The organism is Pseudodesulfovibrio sp. S3, from assembly GCF_004025585.1.
In the GTDB taxonomy this organism is placed as follows: Bacteria; Desulfobacterota; Desulfovibrionia; order Desulfovibrionales; family Desulfovibrionaceae; genus Pseudodesulfovibrio.
Genome location: NZ_QTZO01000026.1, coordinates 14,384 through 30,504 on the forward strand (window position 1 = coordinate 14,384; position 16,121 = coordinate 30,504).

General features: G+C 58.1%; 14 protein-coding genes. 8 read left to right on the forward strand and 6 right to left on the reverse strand.

All coding sequences use genetic code 11. From position 1 onward, the window contains the following. Positions 1-534, reverse strand: a complete 534-nt coding sequence (locus DWB63_RS16170) for a TlpA disulfide reductase family protein (protein WP_128329902.1) — start codon at positions 532-534, stop codon at positions 1-3. 403 nt (positions 535-937) lie between these two features. Beyond that, complete coding sequence (locus tag DWB63_RS16175) at positions 938-3,349, reverse strand: homocysteine S-methyltransferase family protein (protein WP_128329903.1); 2,412 nt, start codon at positions 3,347-3,349, stop codon at positions 938-940. Between the two features lie 288 nt (positions 3,350-3,637). On the opposite strand from DWB63_RS16175, the gene DWB63_RS16180 reads away from it, so the two are divergent. From DWB63_RS16180 to DWB63_RS16215, 8 genes are all read left to right on the forward strand, one after another. Next, on the forward strand, positions 3,638-4,669 hold the full coding sequence (locus DWB63_RS16180; RefSeq protein WP_128329904.1) for an RNA polymerase factor sigma-32: 1,032 nt from the start codon (positions 3,638-3,640) through the stop codon (positions 4,667-4,669). Positions 4,670-4,701: 32 nt separating this feature from the next. Then, on the forward strand, positions 4,702-6,456 hold the full coding sequence (locus tag DWB63_RS16185; protein ID WP_128329905.1) for a tetratricopeptide repeat protein: 1,755 nt from the start codon (positions 4,702-4,704) through the stop codon (positions 6,454-6,456). Beyond that, positions 6,453-7,325: a hypothetical protein gene (locus tag DWB63_RS16190; protein WP_128329906.1), complete on the forward strand. Its 873-nt coding sequence runs from the start codon at positions 6,453-6,455 to the stop codon at positions 7,323-7,325. The genes DWB63_RS16185 and DWB63_RS16190 overlap by 4 nt, the downstream gene beginning before the upstream one ends. A gap of 2 nt (positions 7,326-7,327) precedes the next feature. Continuing rightward, positions 7,328-7,660 carry a hypothetical protein gene (locus tag DWB63_RS16195; RefSeq protein ID WP_128329907.1) on the forward strand — a complete coding sequence of 111 codons (333 nt, stop codon included), beginning with the start codon at positions 7,328-7,330 and terminating at the stop codon, positions 7,658-7,660. After that, entirely contained in the window at positions 7,657-8,097 is a 441-nt protein-coding gene (gene rpiB, locus DWB63_RS16200) for a ribose 5-phosphate isomerase B (protein ID WP_128329908.1), read from the forward strand. The genes DWB63_RS16195 and rpiB overlap by 4 nt, the downstream gene beginning before the upstream one ends. A gap of 28 nt (positions 8,098-8,125) precedes the next feature. Next, complete coding sequence (gene tkt / locus DWB63_RS16205) at positions 8,126-10,087, forward strand: transketolase (protein ID WP_128329909.1); 1,962 nt, start codon at positions 8,126-8,128, stop codon at positions 10,085-10,087. 9 nt (positions 10,088-10,096) lie between these two features. Next, complete coding sequence (gene glpX / locus DWB63_RS16210; protein ID WP_128329910.1) at positions 10,097-11,080, forward strand: class II fructose-bisphosphatase; 984 nt, start codon at positions 10,097-10,099, stop codon at positions 11,078-11,080. A 114-nt stretch (positions 11,081-11,194) separates the two neighbouring features. Continuing rightward, complete coding sequence (locus tag DWB63_RS16215; protein ID WP_128329911.1) at positions 11,195-11,551, forward strand: PilZ domain-containing protein; 357 nt, start codon at positions 11,195-11,197, stop codon at positions 11,549-11,551. Positions 11,552-11,569: 18 nt separating this feature from the next. Here the strand turns inward: DWB63_RS16215 and DWB63_RS16220 are convergent, their stop codons facing one another. The 4 genes from DWB63_RS16220 to DWB63_RS16235 form a co-directional block, all read right to left on the reverse strand. Continuing rightward, complete coding sequence (locus DWB63_RS16220) at positions 11,570-12,442, reverse strand: DMT family transporter (RefSeq protein ID WP_128329912.1); 873 nt, start codon at positions 12,440-12,442, stop codon at positions 11,570-11,572. Positions 12,443-12,786: 344 nt separating this feature from the next. Beyond that, on the reverse strand, positions 12,787-13,362 hold the full coding sequence (locus DWB63_RS16225) for a pentapeptide repeat-containing protein (protein WP_128329913.1): 576 nt from the start codon (positions 13,360-13,362) through the stop codon (positions 12,787-12,789). A gap of 75 nt (positions 13,363-13,437) precedes the next feature. After that, positions 13,438-14,256: a TatD family hydrolase gene (locus DWB63_RS16230; RefSeq protein ID WP_128329914.1), complete on the reverse strand. Its 819-nt coding sequence runs from the start codon at positions 14,254-14,256 to the stop codon at positions 13,438-13,440. Between the two features lie 10 nt (positions 14,257-14,266). After that, positions 14,267-15,253: a glycosyltransferase family 1 protein gene (locus DWB63_RS16235; RefSeq protein WP_128329915.1), complete on the reverse strand. Its 987-nt coding sequence runs from the start codon at positions 15,251-15,253 to the stop codon at positions 14,267-14,269. Positions 15,254-16,121: the final 868 nt, after the last annotated feature.

Consider the following 16,121-nt stretch of genomic DNA (forward strand, 5'->3'; position numbering starts at 1 on the left):
CTATTTGGTTAGATTGTCTGCCATGGCTCCGAGCATGGAATGAGGATAAATCCCTGCCTGTCCGAAAATCTTCTTTCCGGCTGCATCGAAGATGACCAGGGTGGGGATCGCCTCTACCTGGAATTTGCGGGCCATGGCCTGATCTCCAAGGTACACTGGCAAATCGATAGGATGCTGACTAATATACTTTTCCAGCGCCTCGACCTTGTCGTCCAGGGACAGGGCAATGATATTGACCTTGTCCCCATGGGTTTCCCGAAGCTTTTCAAGCTCGGGAATCTCCTGCTTGCAGGAGGGGCACCATGTGGTCCAGAAGAAAAGGATGGTCGGTTTGCCCGCATTATCATCGAGATACCGGTCAAGCTCGACCGTTCCCATGAACGGGAATGAAGAAGGAACGGCCTCGGCCGCAAGTTCCGGCTCGGCAGCCTCTTTGGATGCTGAAGCCCCGGTTTCGGAACCGGACTCACCCGAACAGGCCGTCACGGCCAGAACAAATATCATCAGCGCGAAAACACGCACCATCTTATTCATGCAGACACCTCGCCAGTGAATTTCGGGAAGGGTATCAGACTTGTCTTGCAAATAAAAGCGATAGGGAGAGGTCAATCCCCCAAAGGCAGTCTCCGGTTTCAATGCCTGTAACCCTGTTTTCTTTTTAGCTTTTACCCGGTTTCACCATGCAATCGCTCCCATCCCGCGGTCTCCTTACAAAAGCCCTCACCAGCCCCATCGCCAACAACTCGGGGAGGACTTTGCAGTATGTCCGAATGCGGAAGATCACTGATGACATCGCCCTCGGGAGCAAAAGAACAACCTTATGACGACAGATCGCGATCTGCACTGAAACGACGTTTAGCGAAATATTCCGAAACTCCCTCCCCGCGAAGCGGCACAAAAAAGCTTAGGAAAGGAGAGGGGATGGGGGGCCGGAGGACTACTGCGTCAAGCGCTGGGCCAGCTTCACTGCGGCCACGGCGTCGGTGGACCAGCCGTGGGCGCCGATGGCATTGCAGAATTTTTCCGTAACCACGGCCCCGCCGATGATGACCTTGGCGTCCAGACCCTGTTCGGCCACCAGTTTGACCGTGTCCTCCATGCGCACCATGGTGGTGGTCATGAGGGCGGACAGACCGATGAGTGCTGCCTTGTGCTCGGCGGCCGCAGCTACGATCCGTTCTGCGGGAACATCCTTGCCCAGGTCGACCACATCGAAACCGTAGTTCTTGAGCATCAGGCAGACGATGTTCTTGCCGATATCGTGGATATCGCCCTCCACCGTGGCCATGATGATCACGGGCTTTTCCCCGGCAGTGCCATCCTCCTCCAGCAGCGGCTGGAGTCGCCGGAACGCGACCTGCATGGTCTCGGCGGATTGCAGCAACTGGGGAAGGAAATATTCCTTTTTCTCGTATTTTTCTCCCACCACCAGAATTCCGGGGATGAGCATGTCGTTGACCAGGTCCATGGCGGCCATGCCCGTGTTGAGTTCGGCCTCGACCAACGCCACGATGGAATCCTTGTCGCCCTTGACGACCGCCGCCTGGACAGGGGGCATGTTCCGGGTGTCTTCCTTTCCGGCCGGAGCCGATCCGGCCTGGGTCGAACCGCCGCCGGTCCAGCCCGAAAAACTCTCTATGTACCGCTCGGCCTGGGGGTCGCGGTTCAAGAGCACCTCAGTGGCGTGCATGGACTCCTGAATACGGGCCGAGTTGGGATTGGAGATGAACGAGCACAACCCCGATGCCATGGACAGGGCAAGGAACGTGGAATTGAGCAGTTCCCGCGCAGGAAGCCCGAAGGATATGTTGGACAACCCTATGGTGGTGGGCAGTTGCCACTCGTCACGGCAGTGGCGCATGACCTCCAGGGAATGACGGGCGGCCTCGGGCTTGGAGGAGACCGTCAGGGCCAGGGCGTCCACCATGATCAACCGGCGGGGGATGCCCAGTCCGTCGGCCTGGGCCAGCAGGTCGGAGATGACCTGGATCCGTTCCGCAGCCGTGACCGGCAGCTTGTTGCCCACGATGGGCAGCAGGATGAACGGCGCGCCAAAGAGCTTGCACAGGGGGCCGAGCCTTTCCATCTTGCCCGGCTCACCGGAGATGGAATTGACCAGGGGCGAACCCGGATAAGCCCACAGTCCGGCCTCCACCGCCGCCGGATCGTTGGAGTCGATGGACAGGGGCGTGGTACAGCGTCCCAAAAGCGAGGTGATCAGGTCGGGGAGAAGCTGAACCTCATCCACCATGGGTGCACCCACGTTGACGTCCAGCACCGGCGCGCCAAGCTCGATCTGCTCGGCGGCAAAGCGATGCGCCTCGGAAAACACCCCTTCCTGGAGTTCGGCGATGAGCTGCTTCTTGCCCGTGGGGTTGATGCGCTCGCCGATGATCACGCCGGGATGTTCGAACCCGATGGGCACGGACACCGACCGGGAGGTCAGGACCATTTGGGCATTGTCGGTCTTTTGCGGTCTGTTCCAGGAAGCATCGCCCACCTTGTTGCGCAGAGCGCGAATATGCTCCGGCGTGGTGCCGCAGCAACCGCCTATGAATTTCGCGCCGAGCTCGACAAACCCGGCAGCCTGTTCGGCAAAGGGCTGGGGCGAGAGGCGGAAGGAGGTGTTGCCGTCATCATCCAGCTCGGGCAGCCCGGCGTTGGCCTCGGCAAAGGTGGGGGTTTCCAGACGGGACGCCCAGGCGCGCAGAGTGTCGTGCATCTGCTCGGGACCGGCGGAACAGTTGGTGCCTATCAGTTCCACGCCCATATTCTGCATGGTGTCGACAAACGTCAGCGGACTGGTTCCGGTCAGGGAGGCCGTGCCCTCGAAGGTCATGGATATGGCTACCGGCAGGTCACAGACCAGCCGGGCGGCGATGACCACGGCCCTGGCTTCGGCCAGGTCGAAATGGGTCTCGCCCAGGATCAAATCGGCCCCTCCGTCCACGCATCCCCGAATCTGCTCCTTGAATATATCCACCATCTCGCGGAAGGTCATGTCGCCAAGGGGCTGGACAAAATGACCGGTGGGACCGATACTGGCCGCAACGAAAGCCCTGTCCCCGGCCACCTCGCGGGCAATCCGGGTCATGGCCTTGTTCAGTTCATAGGGATCGGCGTCCAGACCGAGCTTGGGCCGGGACCCGCCAAAGGTGTTGGTGGTCAGGATATCGGCTCCGGCGTCCAGGTAATCCTGGTGCACGCCGCGGATGACGTCGGGCTCCTTCAGCCCCCACAACTCCGGGGAAAGTCCGGCGGGCAAACCCCGGCCTTGCAGCAGCGTGCCGTAGCCGCCATCGAAATAATAAATCCTGTCGTCGCTGAGTATGGATCTGAAATCAGGCACTGGTATCCTCCGTAAAGACCGGCCGGACAGGTCGCAACAACGCCCTGAAATCCGTTCCGACCCACGTATTCATATATCAAGATATCTCGATATAGACGCGAACACACCAAAAATCAAGCGGTTTTTCACTCCCGCAAGACTTGGGCTTTCCCTACAGGCGCAGGGAGTTGCACAAGTTCGGGAGGCTTGAAAAACATTGATAAGGTCAGATAAAAACTATAGTGTCACTTTTTTACTCCTTATATTAAGTATTGAACAGGACGCAAATGCGCCCACCCATAGACTGCAATGACATCAGATAACAATACGAGCGTAGTCGATCTGGAAATCGTTGACCTGGACGAAGACGATATCGACATTCCGGATTCGACTGCCGTACCCATCAATGCCCCGGCCAAGGCCGACGGGCTGGAGAACAAGCTCCCGGCGCTGAGCCTGACCCCCTCTTCCAAGGAGGTCCGGCTCCGCGACCCGTTGCAAATGTATCTCAAGGAAATCGCCCGGTTCCCCATGCTGGAACCGGAAGAGGAATATGCCCTGGCCAAGAGAGTCCAGGAAGAGAACGACCAGGATGCGGCCTTCAAGCTCGTGTCCTCCCATCTGCGCCTGGTGGTCAAGATCGCCATGGATTTCCAGCGCCGCTGGATGCAGAACGGGCTGGACCTGATCCAGGAGGGCAATGTCGGGCTGCTCAAGGCCGTGACCAAGTTCGACCCGGAAAAGGGGATCAAGTTCTCCTATTATGCGGCCTTCTGGATCAAGGCGTACATCCTCAAGTATATCATGGACAACTGGCGCATGGTCAAGATCGGGACCACCCAGACCCAGCGCAAGCTCTTTTACAATCTCAACAAGGAGCGGCAGCGCCTCCAGACCCTGGGGTTCGACCCTACCACCGAGGTCTTGAGCGAGCGGCTCGGAGTGTCGGAAGCCGAAATCGACGAGATGGACCAGCGGCTGTCAAAAAACGACATGTCGTTGAATGCCCCTCTGGGCGACGACTCCGACACCACAAGAATGGACTTCCTGCCATCCCTTGGCCCAGGCGTGGAAGAAACCCTTGCCAACGATCAGATCGTGGACCTGCTCCTGAACAACATCCGGGAAATCAGGCCCACCCTCAACGACAAGGAAACAGCCATTCTCGATCGGCGGCTCCTGTCCGACGACCCTGTCACGCTTCGAGAAATCGGCGAGGAATTCGGCGTCACCAGGGAACGTGTCCGACAGATCGAGGCCAGGCTGCTGGCCAAGATACGCGAACACATGACGGACAGGGTCAAAGGCTTTTCCAAAGATTGGGTACTGGAACACGATTAATCGGCGGCAACCCCGCCCACCGGGACACACGGATGAAACGAACCTACCGGATGAAACTGAGCACTGCATTGACGGCACTGGCGTTGTCGACATTGCTGGCTTTTGCAGGTTGTGCCTCACAAAAAGGCGCGGCCAAGACGAGCATGGCATTGCCCATGACCACGTCCGCCCAGATCAACTACGACTATCTCGTCTATCAAGACATGGTGCACAAGCTCCAGCGACATACTGCCGAAGGCAAGGAAAGCTCCCTGACCACCGAAGAGGTCAATGCCATCCATGCCGAAGCCGTGGCGGCCCTGGACCGGATTCTGGCCGTGGCCCCAAGTCCGCAGCTCTACCTTGAAAAGGCGGGCATGTTTTGGAACCACCCGGAGGGCACCGGTCGTTCCCGCGCCGCCCTCAAGGCAGGGCTCGAAGAATTCCCCGACGACCGGATGCTGACCATCTATCTTGCCAACTCCTATGTCGCCGACAACCGCGTGGAGGACGCCATCAGCGTCATGGACGACTATCTCACCCGTCACGCGGATGATATCGAGGCCCGGGAACGCCTCGGCCACATGCTCATGGACGCGGGCCAGGACGCCCAGGCTCTGGATATGCTCAAACAGATTCCCGAAAAGGAGCGGTCAGCGGACGCCTTCTATGCCATGGGCCGTGTCCAGGGGAACCTGGGGATGCGCAAGGCCGCCATCGCCACCCTGAAAAAGGCCGTGGCCATGGACCCGGAATTCACCGAGGCCCTGGTCGAACTGGCCTTCCAATACGAACTGTCCAAAGACTACGTGGCCGCCGAAGCCATCTACAGCTCCATCCTGCAGCAAACCGACTCCTTTCCCGAAGCCCGGCTCAGACTGATCAACCTCAATCTGAAACTGAACAACCCCGGCAAAGCCATGGATATGGCCCTGAACGGCCCGCCTTCGAAAAGCTTCATCCTGGATGCCGTGCTCATGTTCATCAACGACGGATTCTTTGCCCAGGGCTCCACTGTTCTGGACATGCTCACGTCTGACGGAGCCGTGCCTGCGGAATACTATTTCTACAAGGCGGTCATTGCAGACGAAGGGGAAAACGACCCTGACAAGGCGATGGGATTCCTGGACATGGTCAACAAGACCGACCGGCTCTACCCGCACGCCCTGCGTTTCAAGGCCCAACTCCTGAACGCCGAAGGCAAGTCCAAAGAGGCCCTGGACATCGCGGCCAAAGGCAAGAGCCTCTATCCCGACGCCGCCATCTTCTACATCCTCGAAGCCGGACTGCTCAGGCAGAACGACGATCTGGCCGGTGCCGAGCGCTCCCTCAAACAGGGACTCGAAAAACTCCAGAACGACCCCGAGCTGACCTACGAGCTGGCCATGGTATACGAAACCACGGGACGCCGGCCTGAAGGTCTGGCCCTGATGGAAACCGTGATCCGTGCCCACCCCGACCACGCCAACGCGCTCAACTATGTCGGGTATACCCTGGCCGAGGAAAATCGCGAACTGGACCGCGCTCTGGTCCTGGTGACCAAGGCGTCCTCCCTGGACCCGGATAACGGATACATCCTCGACTCCGTGGCCTGGGTCAACTTCAAGAAGAAGAATCTGGCCAAGGCATGGGAGTACATTCGCGATGCCGTGGACGTGGTGGAGAAGGATCCGACCATATGGGAGCACTACGGAGACATCGCCGCCGCCATGGGCAACGTCAAGGAAGCCCGCAAGGGATATAATTATTCCCTGAAATTCGGCTCTCCCACTGCCGACACCGTCAAGGAGAAGCTGAAGAAACTATGAGCCGCTCCCGTTCGATATTCGTTCCGGCGGTAATTGCGGCCGTCCTGCTCCTGGCCACCCTTTCCGGCTGCGCGACCAGGATTCCTCCCGGCGTGGTCCTTTCCACCCCCAAGGAGGCCTGGACGTCCTTCAGACAAAACTATTGCGTCCCGCCCAAGGCTCCGGCTCTCAGAGTCAAGGCCAGCCTCCAATATTCCCGCACCAAGCCGACCAAGCGAACCAACCGGACCCTGATCACCCTATGGGGCGATTTCGACGGTCCCATGCGCCTTGACGTTTCCGCTTCCATAGGCACGCTTCTGGCCCACATCCGGGAAGAACGCAGCGGCCTGCTGGTATTCTACCCCGAGGACAAGCAGGCCTACACCCACGTGAACCCGGTGCTCGGGGCCACCCGTCTGGGCATGCCCTTCCCTTTTTCACTGTCCGAATTGGCCAGCGTCATGGCGGGCGATTTTTCCGGTCTGACTCCGGGGAAATTTGCCGTGGCCGATCAGAACGGCACCAATTTCGTGTATACACTGGACAAAGGACTGGTGGACAGGATCATTCTGGATGAATATGGCCGCCCTCTCCTCCTCGAAGGGAGGACGACCAAGGTGCTTGAAAACGCCCGTTCCTGGGTGTTCGAAATCAACCGGTACGAAGACGCGCTGGAAAACAAGGCCCCACTGCCCGGCAAACTGACCCTGGCCCTGGACAACGGCGAAGAGGGCGTCCTGCACATCAAATCACGCGAGCTTATGCCGACAGCCTGGCCCGCAAAATCCCTGGCACTGGCGCTGCCTGAAGGGGTTGAGCCGATCCGCCTGGACAACGGCTACCTGAAAGAAAAAACCGGGGATATCCCCGTGGTACACGAGGATTGACAATGGACAGACAGACGCACAGCGAAACCGTCATGGACATCTTCCTGCTCGGTCTCAAGACGTGGCTGGCCGAAATACAATGGCTGACCCGGTCCCTGATGGGCCGATTCGAGATCAGCAGACTTGAAAAAGAATTGGAACGGGAATATGGCATCCTCGGGCGTATCGCGGAAGCACCCAGAGGAAGGCAGTCCGAAAAGGAACTCAGCCTCAAGCAGGTCGCTTTCCTCAACGAAGAAATCGCGACCCTGAAAACCGAACTGGCCAATGACCGGGAAATGCGCATGAAGAAGGTGCGCACCCAAGCGGCTGAACACCAAGGGGAAGAATTGTGAGCAGAACCATTGTCATCGGCTCCGACCACGGGGGCTACACTCTCAAATCCGTCATTGCCAAAGCCCTCGGGGAATGGGGTTATGCCGTTGAAGACGAAGGGCCGGACTGCCTGGATTCCTGCGACTACCCGATCTATGCAGCCAAGGTCTGCAAAAGAATCCTGGCTGACGACGCCAAGCTGGGCATACTCGTCTGCGGCACGGGTCTGGGCATGTCCATGACCGCCAACCGCATGGGAGTCCGTGCCGCCCTGTGCACCAACGAATTTCATGCCCGCATGGCCCGCGAGCACAATGACGCCCGCGTCATCTGCCTGGGGGAGCGCGTCACCGGCCAGGGGCTGGCCCTGGGCATCCTCAAGGCGTTCCTTGACTCGAAATTCGAGGGAGATCGTCACCAGCGGCGCATCGACCTCATGGACTCGGTCTCCAAATAACAACTTTTTTACAAAGGGTATCATTACAATGACACAGACGGACAAGACCATCGCCGTGGTCAAGGGACTGATCATGGACGGCGTTGCCAAGGCCAACTCCGGGCACCCCGGCGGCGCCATGTCCTCCGCCGATTACGCCACCATCCTCTTTTCCGAATTCCTGAATTTCAATCCCGACGACGCCAAGTGGTTCAACCGCGACCGCTTCATCCTGTCCGCCGGGCACGAGTCCATGCTCCTCTACAGCCTGCTGCACCTGAACGGCTTCATCTCCATGGACGACATCAAGAATTTCCGCCAGCTCGGCTCCCTGACCCCGGGTCATCCCGAAGTGCACCTGACTCCGGGCGTGGAAGCCACCACCGGCCCGCTCGGCCAGGGCTTCGCCATGTCCGTGGGTTTTGCTTCTGCCGAGGCGTTCCTGCGTGAGAATCTCGGTGCGGACGTCATGGACCATTACACTTATGTATTGTCCTCCGACGGAGATCTCCAGGAGCCCATCGCCCTGGGCGCGGCCTCCCTGGCCGGTCTGTGGGGCCTTGGCAAACTGATCGCCTATTACGACTCGAACAAGATCCAGTTGGCAGGCCCCACCTGCAAGGCCGACTGCACCGACCACCGCAAGGTCTTCGAAGGACTGTGCTGGCATGTCATCGAAGTGGACGGACACAACCACGAGGAAATCCGCGCCGCCATCAAGGCCGCCCAGCTTGAGACCGCAAAGCCCTCCCTGATCATCGGGCACACGGTCATGGCCAAGGGCTGCGCCAGCATGGAAGGCAGCCACAAGACCCACGGCGAGCCGCTCAAGGCCGACGAAATCAAGGCCACCAAGGAAAAACTCGGCCTGGCCCCTGACGACTTCTTCGTTCCCGAAGACGTGCTGACCGAGTACCGCTCCCGCTTCGACGGCCTGCGCAAGAACGCGGCCGACTGGAAAGCCATGGTCGACTCCAAGCTGGGCGACACCGGCTTCGCCGAAATCTGGGGACATGTGACCAAGTCCCGCTCCGATCTGACCATCGCCTGGCCCAAGTTCACTCCGGGCGAGACCATGGCCACCCGTCAGGCCTGGGGCAAATGCCTCGACTCGGTCATGGAATCCCTGCCCACCCTGGTGGGCGGTTCGGCCGACCTCGACCCGTCCAACCAGACCATGAACTTCCGCAATACCTACGGTGACTTCGCCGTGGACGGATACGGCGCACGCAACATGGCCTTCGGCGTCCGCGAATTCCCCATGGCGGCCATCATGAACGGCATGCAGCTGCACGGCGGCCTGCTCCCGTTCGGAGCCACCTTCCTGACCTTTGCCGATTACTGCCGCAACGCCATCCGCATGTCCGCCCTGCAGGAACTGCCGGTGCTCTACGTGTTCACCCACGATTCCTTCTGGGTGGGCGAAGACGGCCCGACCCATCAGCCCATCGAGCATGTCAGCAGTCTGCGACTCATCCCCGACCTCATCGACCTGCGCCCTGCCGACGCCATGGAGACCGCGGTCTGCCTGGACATCGCCTTCACGCAGGAGAAAATGCCCTCCACCATCTTCCTGACGCGCCAGGGCCTGCCGGTTCTCGATCCGGCCGAATACCCGGCCGTCACGGACGGTCCCCGCAAAGGCGGCTACATCCTCAAGGACTGTGACGGCACTCCGGATCTGATCCTGATCGGGTCCGGCTCCGAAGTCTCGCTCTGCCTTGAAACCGCCAAATTGTTCAAGCGCAAGGTGCGCGTGGTTTCCATGCCGTCCACCAAATTGTTTGACGACCAGCCCGAATCGTATAAAAATGAAGTATTGCCGTCGGGAATCACTGCCCGCGCTGCGGCCGAGGCCGGTCGCACGACCCTGTGGCACAAATATGTCGGGCTGGACGGCGTGATTCTTGGCCTGGACCATTTCGGAGCCAGCGCCCCCGGCAAGGTTCTGTCCGACAAATATGGATTCACCCCTGAAAACTTTGCCCGGATGATCCGAGAGAAATACTAGGAGTTGCACATGGAAGCCCCACAAAAAAACCTCGCTCTGGACCTGGTCCGCGTCACTGAAGCCGCTGCCCTCGCCTGCGCCCGCTGGCTCGGCAAAGGCGACAAGATCTCCGCAGACCAGGCAGCTGTCGACGCCATGCGGTTGTGTTTCAACACCCTGGAAATCGACGGCAAGATCATGATCGGAGAGGGCGAAAAGGACGACGCTCCCATGCTCTACGCCGGGGAAAAACTCGGCCTGGGCCAGGGACCGAAGGTCGACATCGCCGTGGACCCGCTGGAAGGCACCAACCTGCTGGCCAACGGTCGTCCCAATGCCATCTCCGTAGTGGGCGTGGCCCCGGCAGGCGCCATGTTCGATCCGGGCCCGAGTTACTACATGCAGAAACTTGTGGTGCCCGCCAATGCCAAGGACGTAGTGGACATTGAAGCGCCCACCGGTCACAACCTCAAACTCATTGCCCGCGCTCTGGACAAGGACGTGGATGATCTGGTGGTCTTTGTCCTGGACAAACCCCGCCACAAGAAACTGATCTCCGAAATCCGCGAGGCCGGTGCCAGAATCCAGCTGCACACCGACGGCGACATCACCGGTTCGCTCATGGCCATTGACCCGCGTTGCGAGGTCGACGTCATGATGGGCACCGGCGGCACCCCCGAAGGCGTGCTGTCCGCCATCGCCATCCGCATCATGGGCGGCGAGATGTTCGCCAAGCTCGATCCGCAAAAACAGAAAGAGAAGAACGCCCTGGCCGAATTCGGCATGGACATCCGCCGGGTACTCACCGTGAGCGACCTGGTCAAGTCCGAGGACCTCTTCTTCGCGGCCACAGGCATCTCCGGCGGCACTTTCCTCAAGGGCGTCACCTACCACGGCCACGGTGCAGAGACCTCTTCCCTGGTCATGCGCGGCAAGACCGGCACCATCCGTTACGTGGAAGCCATCCACAACTGGGACACCCTCATGCAAATCAGCTCGGTTGAATACGACTAGGCAGACCCCCAATGCACTGTTCAGGGGCCGGAGTGCATATGCACTCCGGCCCCTTTCAATTCCTTTGAGGCTCAACCGCGTTTGTGTTAGAAAGAAACCAAGAGGAGGTTCGCCATGACATCCGACAAGCGACGCGGCACCCGCGTATCCGCCGACTTCGAGGCCTATGTGACCATCGGTGATGAGGTCATCCCGGTTTCCACCAGAAACCTGAGCATGAAGGGCGCGCTCCTGTCCGGCTGCGAGGACTGCAAAACCGGCATCACCTGCGAGTTGCACCTGCCTCTTTCGCCGGGCATACGCATCGTGGTGGAAGGTGTGATAGTCCGCATCAAAGGCGGCTACGCGGCCATGTCCTTCAAGGAAATGGACGAGTTGAGCTTCACCTTTCTGCACCGCCTGGTCACGCTCAACGCCGAGAACCCCGAAGAAGTGGATGAGGAATTGATGCAGATTTTCGAAAAATTCTGATGGTTGTTCAGCAAAAGCCTAGCCCTTTGCCTGCTCCAGCACCCCGGTCCGGCCAAGGACCAGGACGCCGAAGACGATGAGCGTCCCGCCGCCGATGGTCCAGAGATTCGGCACCTCCCCCAGAAACAGCATGCCCCAGAAGGCGGCGAACACAATCTCCAGACAGGAAACCCCGCTGATGCGGGCTGCGGACTCGATGGCGTAGCCCTTGGTCATGTAGTACTGACCCGCATTCATGAACAACCCCACCCCGATTAGGGCTACCCACTCGGACAGATTCGGCACGACCCAGCCCTGCGCAAACAACGGTGCGAACAAGGCTATGACAATGGGCGGGTAGAGCATGACCACGGCAGGAGGTTCGGTCTTGGCCAGGGTTCGCACGGTCAGGATCGCCCCCGAGGTGAGGACGACACTGATCAGGGCCACGGTCACGGCCAACGGGTCCAACGCCGAAGCACCCCCGAACAGAAATCCCGGCCTGCACACCAAGGTCACACCGACCAGCGATGCGAGGATGGAAAAGGCCCCACCCTTGGTTATTTTTTCGCCCATGAGCAGCCAGGCCAATACGGCTACGACCACGGGAAAAGAAAACAGCAGGACCAGGGCATCAGCCAGCGGAAGGTGCACGATGGCATAAAAATCGGCAAACATGGCGGAGAACCCGAGCAATCCGCGCAGGAAAAGCATCAGCTTCCGGGTACCGAACATTCCCACACCGGCCCGTCGCAGGATCACCCAGCAGAACCCCACCCCGACCGCCCCGCGCACGAACAGAATCTCCATGGTCGGCAACCGGGTCCCGGCCACTTTGATGAGCAGGGAGCCTATGGAGAAGAGAATGGTGCCAACCAGCATATAGCGCATGCCAAGGGTCAGGATATTCATGCCGGGAACGTATGCCTTTCCCGTACCTAGTCAAGTGGAAAAATTGGGTATGCCTCCTGACTAGGGCCACGGAAACAGGCTATTCCGGAGGTGATTACGGGTCGCATTTCACGCCCATGTCCGGGTGCTTGATCGTGCATGGCCTTGACCGCATACAGCAACGGTTATCAGACAATAGCTCTGACCATATCAGCAATCAACACCCGTAAAACAAATGGAATGGAAAGCTGCATCTTGCTTTTCATCCTCCAACTTCGATCGGTCGATTCAAGTACTCCACACAATTCATTCAGCTACCAAGAAAAGCCGGATTAGCGCCATCATACCAACTGGCAACCTGTCATTTAGATGAGAACTATATCAAGGTTTGCAAGCAACGAAACAGCCTCAGGCAAGGAGTATTTAGTCTTGTAAAGGGTGTTGGAAGTTGCATTCATGTAATAATTTCTGGATGTCGAAAAATCAGCAAAACTCAAATCAACCTGAGAGAATTGGCACTGACTCAAATCGCAATCATCAAAAACTGAATACATCAGTTTTGTGTTGTAGAAAGATGCTTCCACGAAAGAACATGAAGAAAATCTAAACTTCACGAGGTTCATATCAGAGAACGTGTTGTTATTTAAGTTGCATCCATCATATACAGCAGAAAGAATACCGTTTGTTGCGCTCCAGCCTACGCCAATCATTTTACAGTCTGTGAACTTAGTATCCAGAAAAGACGTGTGTATTATCCCTACAATGGAAATATTGCACTGAATAAATTCGCAACTATCAAAACTGCAACTTATAAACCGACTAGACTGGAACGATGAATTTTTAAAAACACACTTGTAAAATTCAATACCTTCAAGATCATTTCGCCATTCAACGTCTTCAAAGATTTCATTTTCATAATTAAAATTATCAAACAATGACATAGATCAGCCCTCTCTATCTCTTTCAACAATATATTCACCATTAGCGAGCAGCATGAGAGCCCCCCATCAAAGGCATTACAATCCGAAAAAACGCCGCGCGTTGTCGCCGGTGATTTGCCAGATGTCCTGGATGGAACGGCCCTTGATCTGGGCGATGCGCTGGGCGGTGAACGCCATCAGGGAGGGATGATTTCGCTTGCCGCGCCACGGTTCGGGCGCAAGGTAGGGGCAGTCGGTCTCGATGAGCAGCCGGTCGAACGGGATACGCGCAACGGCAGCCTGGACGTCGTCCGATATCTTGCGAAACGTGACCGGGCCTGGAATGGAAATGTGCCAGCCGTTGTCGATGACTATCCTGGCCAGGTCAAGCCCGGCCCCGAAACAATGCCAGAGCACCGGGTAATCTTTGAATCCTTGGGATTCTAGGACAGCAACAGCATCTTCGTTGGCGTCGCGGCAATGGATGACGACCGGAAGGGAGAGCTCGCGGGCAAGGTCGAGCTGGCGGATGAACGCGTTCTTTTGGACGTCGTGATCCACGCGCTCCCAATAGTAATCCAGGCCGATCTCGCCGACCCCCTTGAGACGCGGGTCGGCCTTGAACTGATCGCGCATACGGATCACTGTTTCGCCGGTCAGCTCGTCCGCCTGATTGGGGTGCACCCCTTGCAAAAAGGAAACCTGCGGATGACCGTCGAACAGGGATCTGTTCCGCTCATAGGCGTCCGGCCCGAGAAAAACGTTGATGATTTGGCTGATGCCCGAAGCCGTGGCGCGGGCAATGATTTCATCACGATCTTCGTCGAAATCATCAAGATCGAGATGGGCATGGGAATCCACCCCGACACGAGGCAGCTCCAGGGATTCGGGTTCAGCGCGCTTGGTCTTTCCCATCAGGCTCGGCTCACAATGCATCCCACATGGTTTGAACAGCAAACCTCTGTTCTTCAGTGGAATACGCGTCCGCAGTCTGCTGGCCTGCATCCAGGGCGGCTGCCAGAGAACTTTCGTCATCCCGTATCATCCGTACCGCGTCCTCCAGACACAAGGCCGCGTCGAGCACATCACCATCGGCACACCACAGGCCGTTGCCGGACCAATCGACTTCGCGCAGTTCGATCCACGGGGTATAGCGCGGGGTTTCCTGAAGCTGACGCATGTAGTCCCATCCGCCGAACCCGGTGAAGCCCACAGGCAGGCAACCGCAGGCCATGGCTTCCAACGGGGGCAACGGACAGCCTTCGGGAAAACCGGTGGCCAGAAAAACATGGGCGGAACGCAGGGTTTCGGCTACTTCGCGGGCGTCCATGCCCGCTATGGGCAGCCAATTGACCTCGCCGTATCCGCAACGGTGCTCGAAAATGGCTTTGATCTGCTCGGCCAGGGCTTTGTTCTTGCGGGGCATGTAGGCCACGTTGAGCTTTCCGTCAGGCTTGTTCTCGGGCTTGAAATAGACGGACCGGTCAATGCCGGGGCGGAGAATCGGAGAATCCTTGAACGTTGCCTCCTTGATGAATAGGGAGACGGGGTCGGACACGGCCAGGAATTCCACCGGCAGACTGTGCCAGTCCACCTCCTCCGGAAGCGACGAAAAGATATAGGCCCAGTTCTGGATGTAGCTGAAGCACTGCGCATTGGCATACAACCCCGGGGCCAACGCATTGACCCACCCCTCCGGTACCACCCAGATATCCGCCTTGGTCAACTTCAAATCGACCCACTCCATCACCGGGGCGGAGTCGGCCATCCCTGCAGGACGCCAACCACCTTTTTCTCGAGCGACAAGAAACACGTCCCGCCCGGACTGGTGGAGGATGTCGGCCATCTGCCGCAAGACGGTAATGCCCCCGGTCGGCCTGGAAACCGGTGGAAGGAAGATGAATGTTTTCATAATATGTCTAATTAAAAAGCATAAACCGTCACATTTGGCAAGGAGAGGCTGCGGGGCGGGCGTACGATGGGGAGGCCCGCCCCGCAGAGGAGGAAAGGGATTTTGTGCTGTGCTTGCTGAACAGGTTCTACACAAGCTGCAAAGGCACTGCTTTGCAGTCCCATTGCAGCTTGGAAACAATTCGGCAACACCAACCCTTGCCAGTTTGTTGTCGGCTTTGAGGGTATTACGCGGTGGAGATGAGCACGTTCTCCATATGAAGAGTTGGAATTTGTTTGATTGGTAGCGCATCCGCGGTGGAAGCTAGGCTCATCATCATTACGACGTGTTTCGCTTTTACAGCTACAAAAATGAAGCAAAAAACGCTTTTCCGCGCTGTAAGCCTGGCCCTGAAGCAAAGAGCCCGTAGGCGGCTTTCGCTACCCGAAACGATTGTCCACCCTGTGGACTCAATCGGGCCACGCTTCGCCGCCCGAGACAGGCTCTAAGCTTCGGGGTCAATTGGTCGTCGTTGTAAGGGGTGGTGGGGATGGTGTGATTTTCTTGTTGGATTAGGCTCTTCGGTTTTTCGGGGCGGCAGATTTCATCATAGGTTTTGGGGGATTGTTTGATACGTAGCGCATTCGCGGTGGAAGTTAGGCTCTATATCCTTTTGAAGTGTTGCGCTCTTGCAGCGCCCTACTTTTGTTCAAGGCGACAAAAGTAGGCAAAAACGCCTTTTTTGGGCTGTGATCCTGGAAGCGGGACCAAGAGCCTGTAGCGCGGCTCCACTGCCCGGGAAAGAAAGTCCGTGAACGAACGCTTTCCGGGCCACGCTCCGCCGCGCACAACAGGCTCTAAGCCCCGCTTCCAATTGCCCCTCGCTGTA

Excerpts from the sequence above, each read along its gene's own strand:
- DWB63_RS16170 (WP_128329902.1), bottom strand. The coding sequence starts at position 534 with ATGAATAAGATGGTGCGTGTTTTCGCGCTGATGATATTTGTTCTGGCC.
- DWB63_RS16180 (WP_128329904.1), top strand. The coding sequence starts at position 3,638 with ATGACATCAGATAACAATACGAGCGTAGTCGATCTGGAAATCGTTGAC.
- DWB63_RS16185 (WP_128329905.1), top strand. The coding sequence starts at position 4,702 with ATGAAACGAACCTACCGGATGAAACTGAGCACTGCATTGACGGCACTG.
- DWB63_RS16190 (WP_128329906.1), top strand. The coding sequence starts at position 6,453 with ATGAGCCGCTCCCGTTCGATATTCGTTCCGGCGGTAATTGCGGCCGTC.
- DWB63_RS16195 (WP_128329907.1), top strand. The coding sequence starts at position 7,328 with ATGGACAGACAGACGCACAGCGAAACCGTCATGGACATCTTCCTGCTC.
- tkt (WP_128329909.1), top strand. The coding sequence starts at position 8,126 with ATGACACAGACGGACAAGACCATCGCCGTGGTCAAGGGACTGATCATG.
- glpX (WP_128329910.1), top strand. The coding sequence starts at position 10,097 with ATGGAAGCCCCACAAAAAAACCTCGCTCTGGACCTGGTCCGCGTCACT.
- DWB63_RS16215 (WP_128329911.1), top strand. The coding sequence starts at position 11,195 with ATGACATCCGACAAGCGACGCGGCACCCGCGTATCCGCCGACTTCGAG.
- DWB63_RS16220 (WP_128329912.1), bottom strand. The coding sequence starts at position 12,442 with ATGAATATCCTGACCCTTGGCATGCGCTATATGCTGGTTGGCACCATT.
- DWB63_RS16225 (WP_128329913.1), bottom strand. The coding sequence starts at position 13,362 with ATGTCATTGTTTGATAATTTTAATTATGAAAATGAAATCTTTGAAGAC.
- DWB63_RS16230 (WP_128329914.1), bottom strand. The coding sequence starts at position 14,256 with ATGGGAAAGACCAAGCGCGCTGAACCCGAATCCCTGGAGCTGCCTCGT.
- DWB63_RS16235 (WP_128329915.1), bottom strand. The coding sequence starts at position 15,253 with ATGAAAACATTCATCTTCCTTCCACCGGTTTCCAGGCCGACCGGGGGC.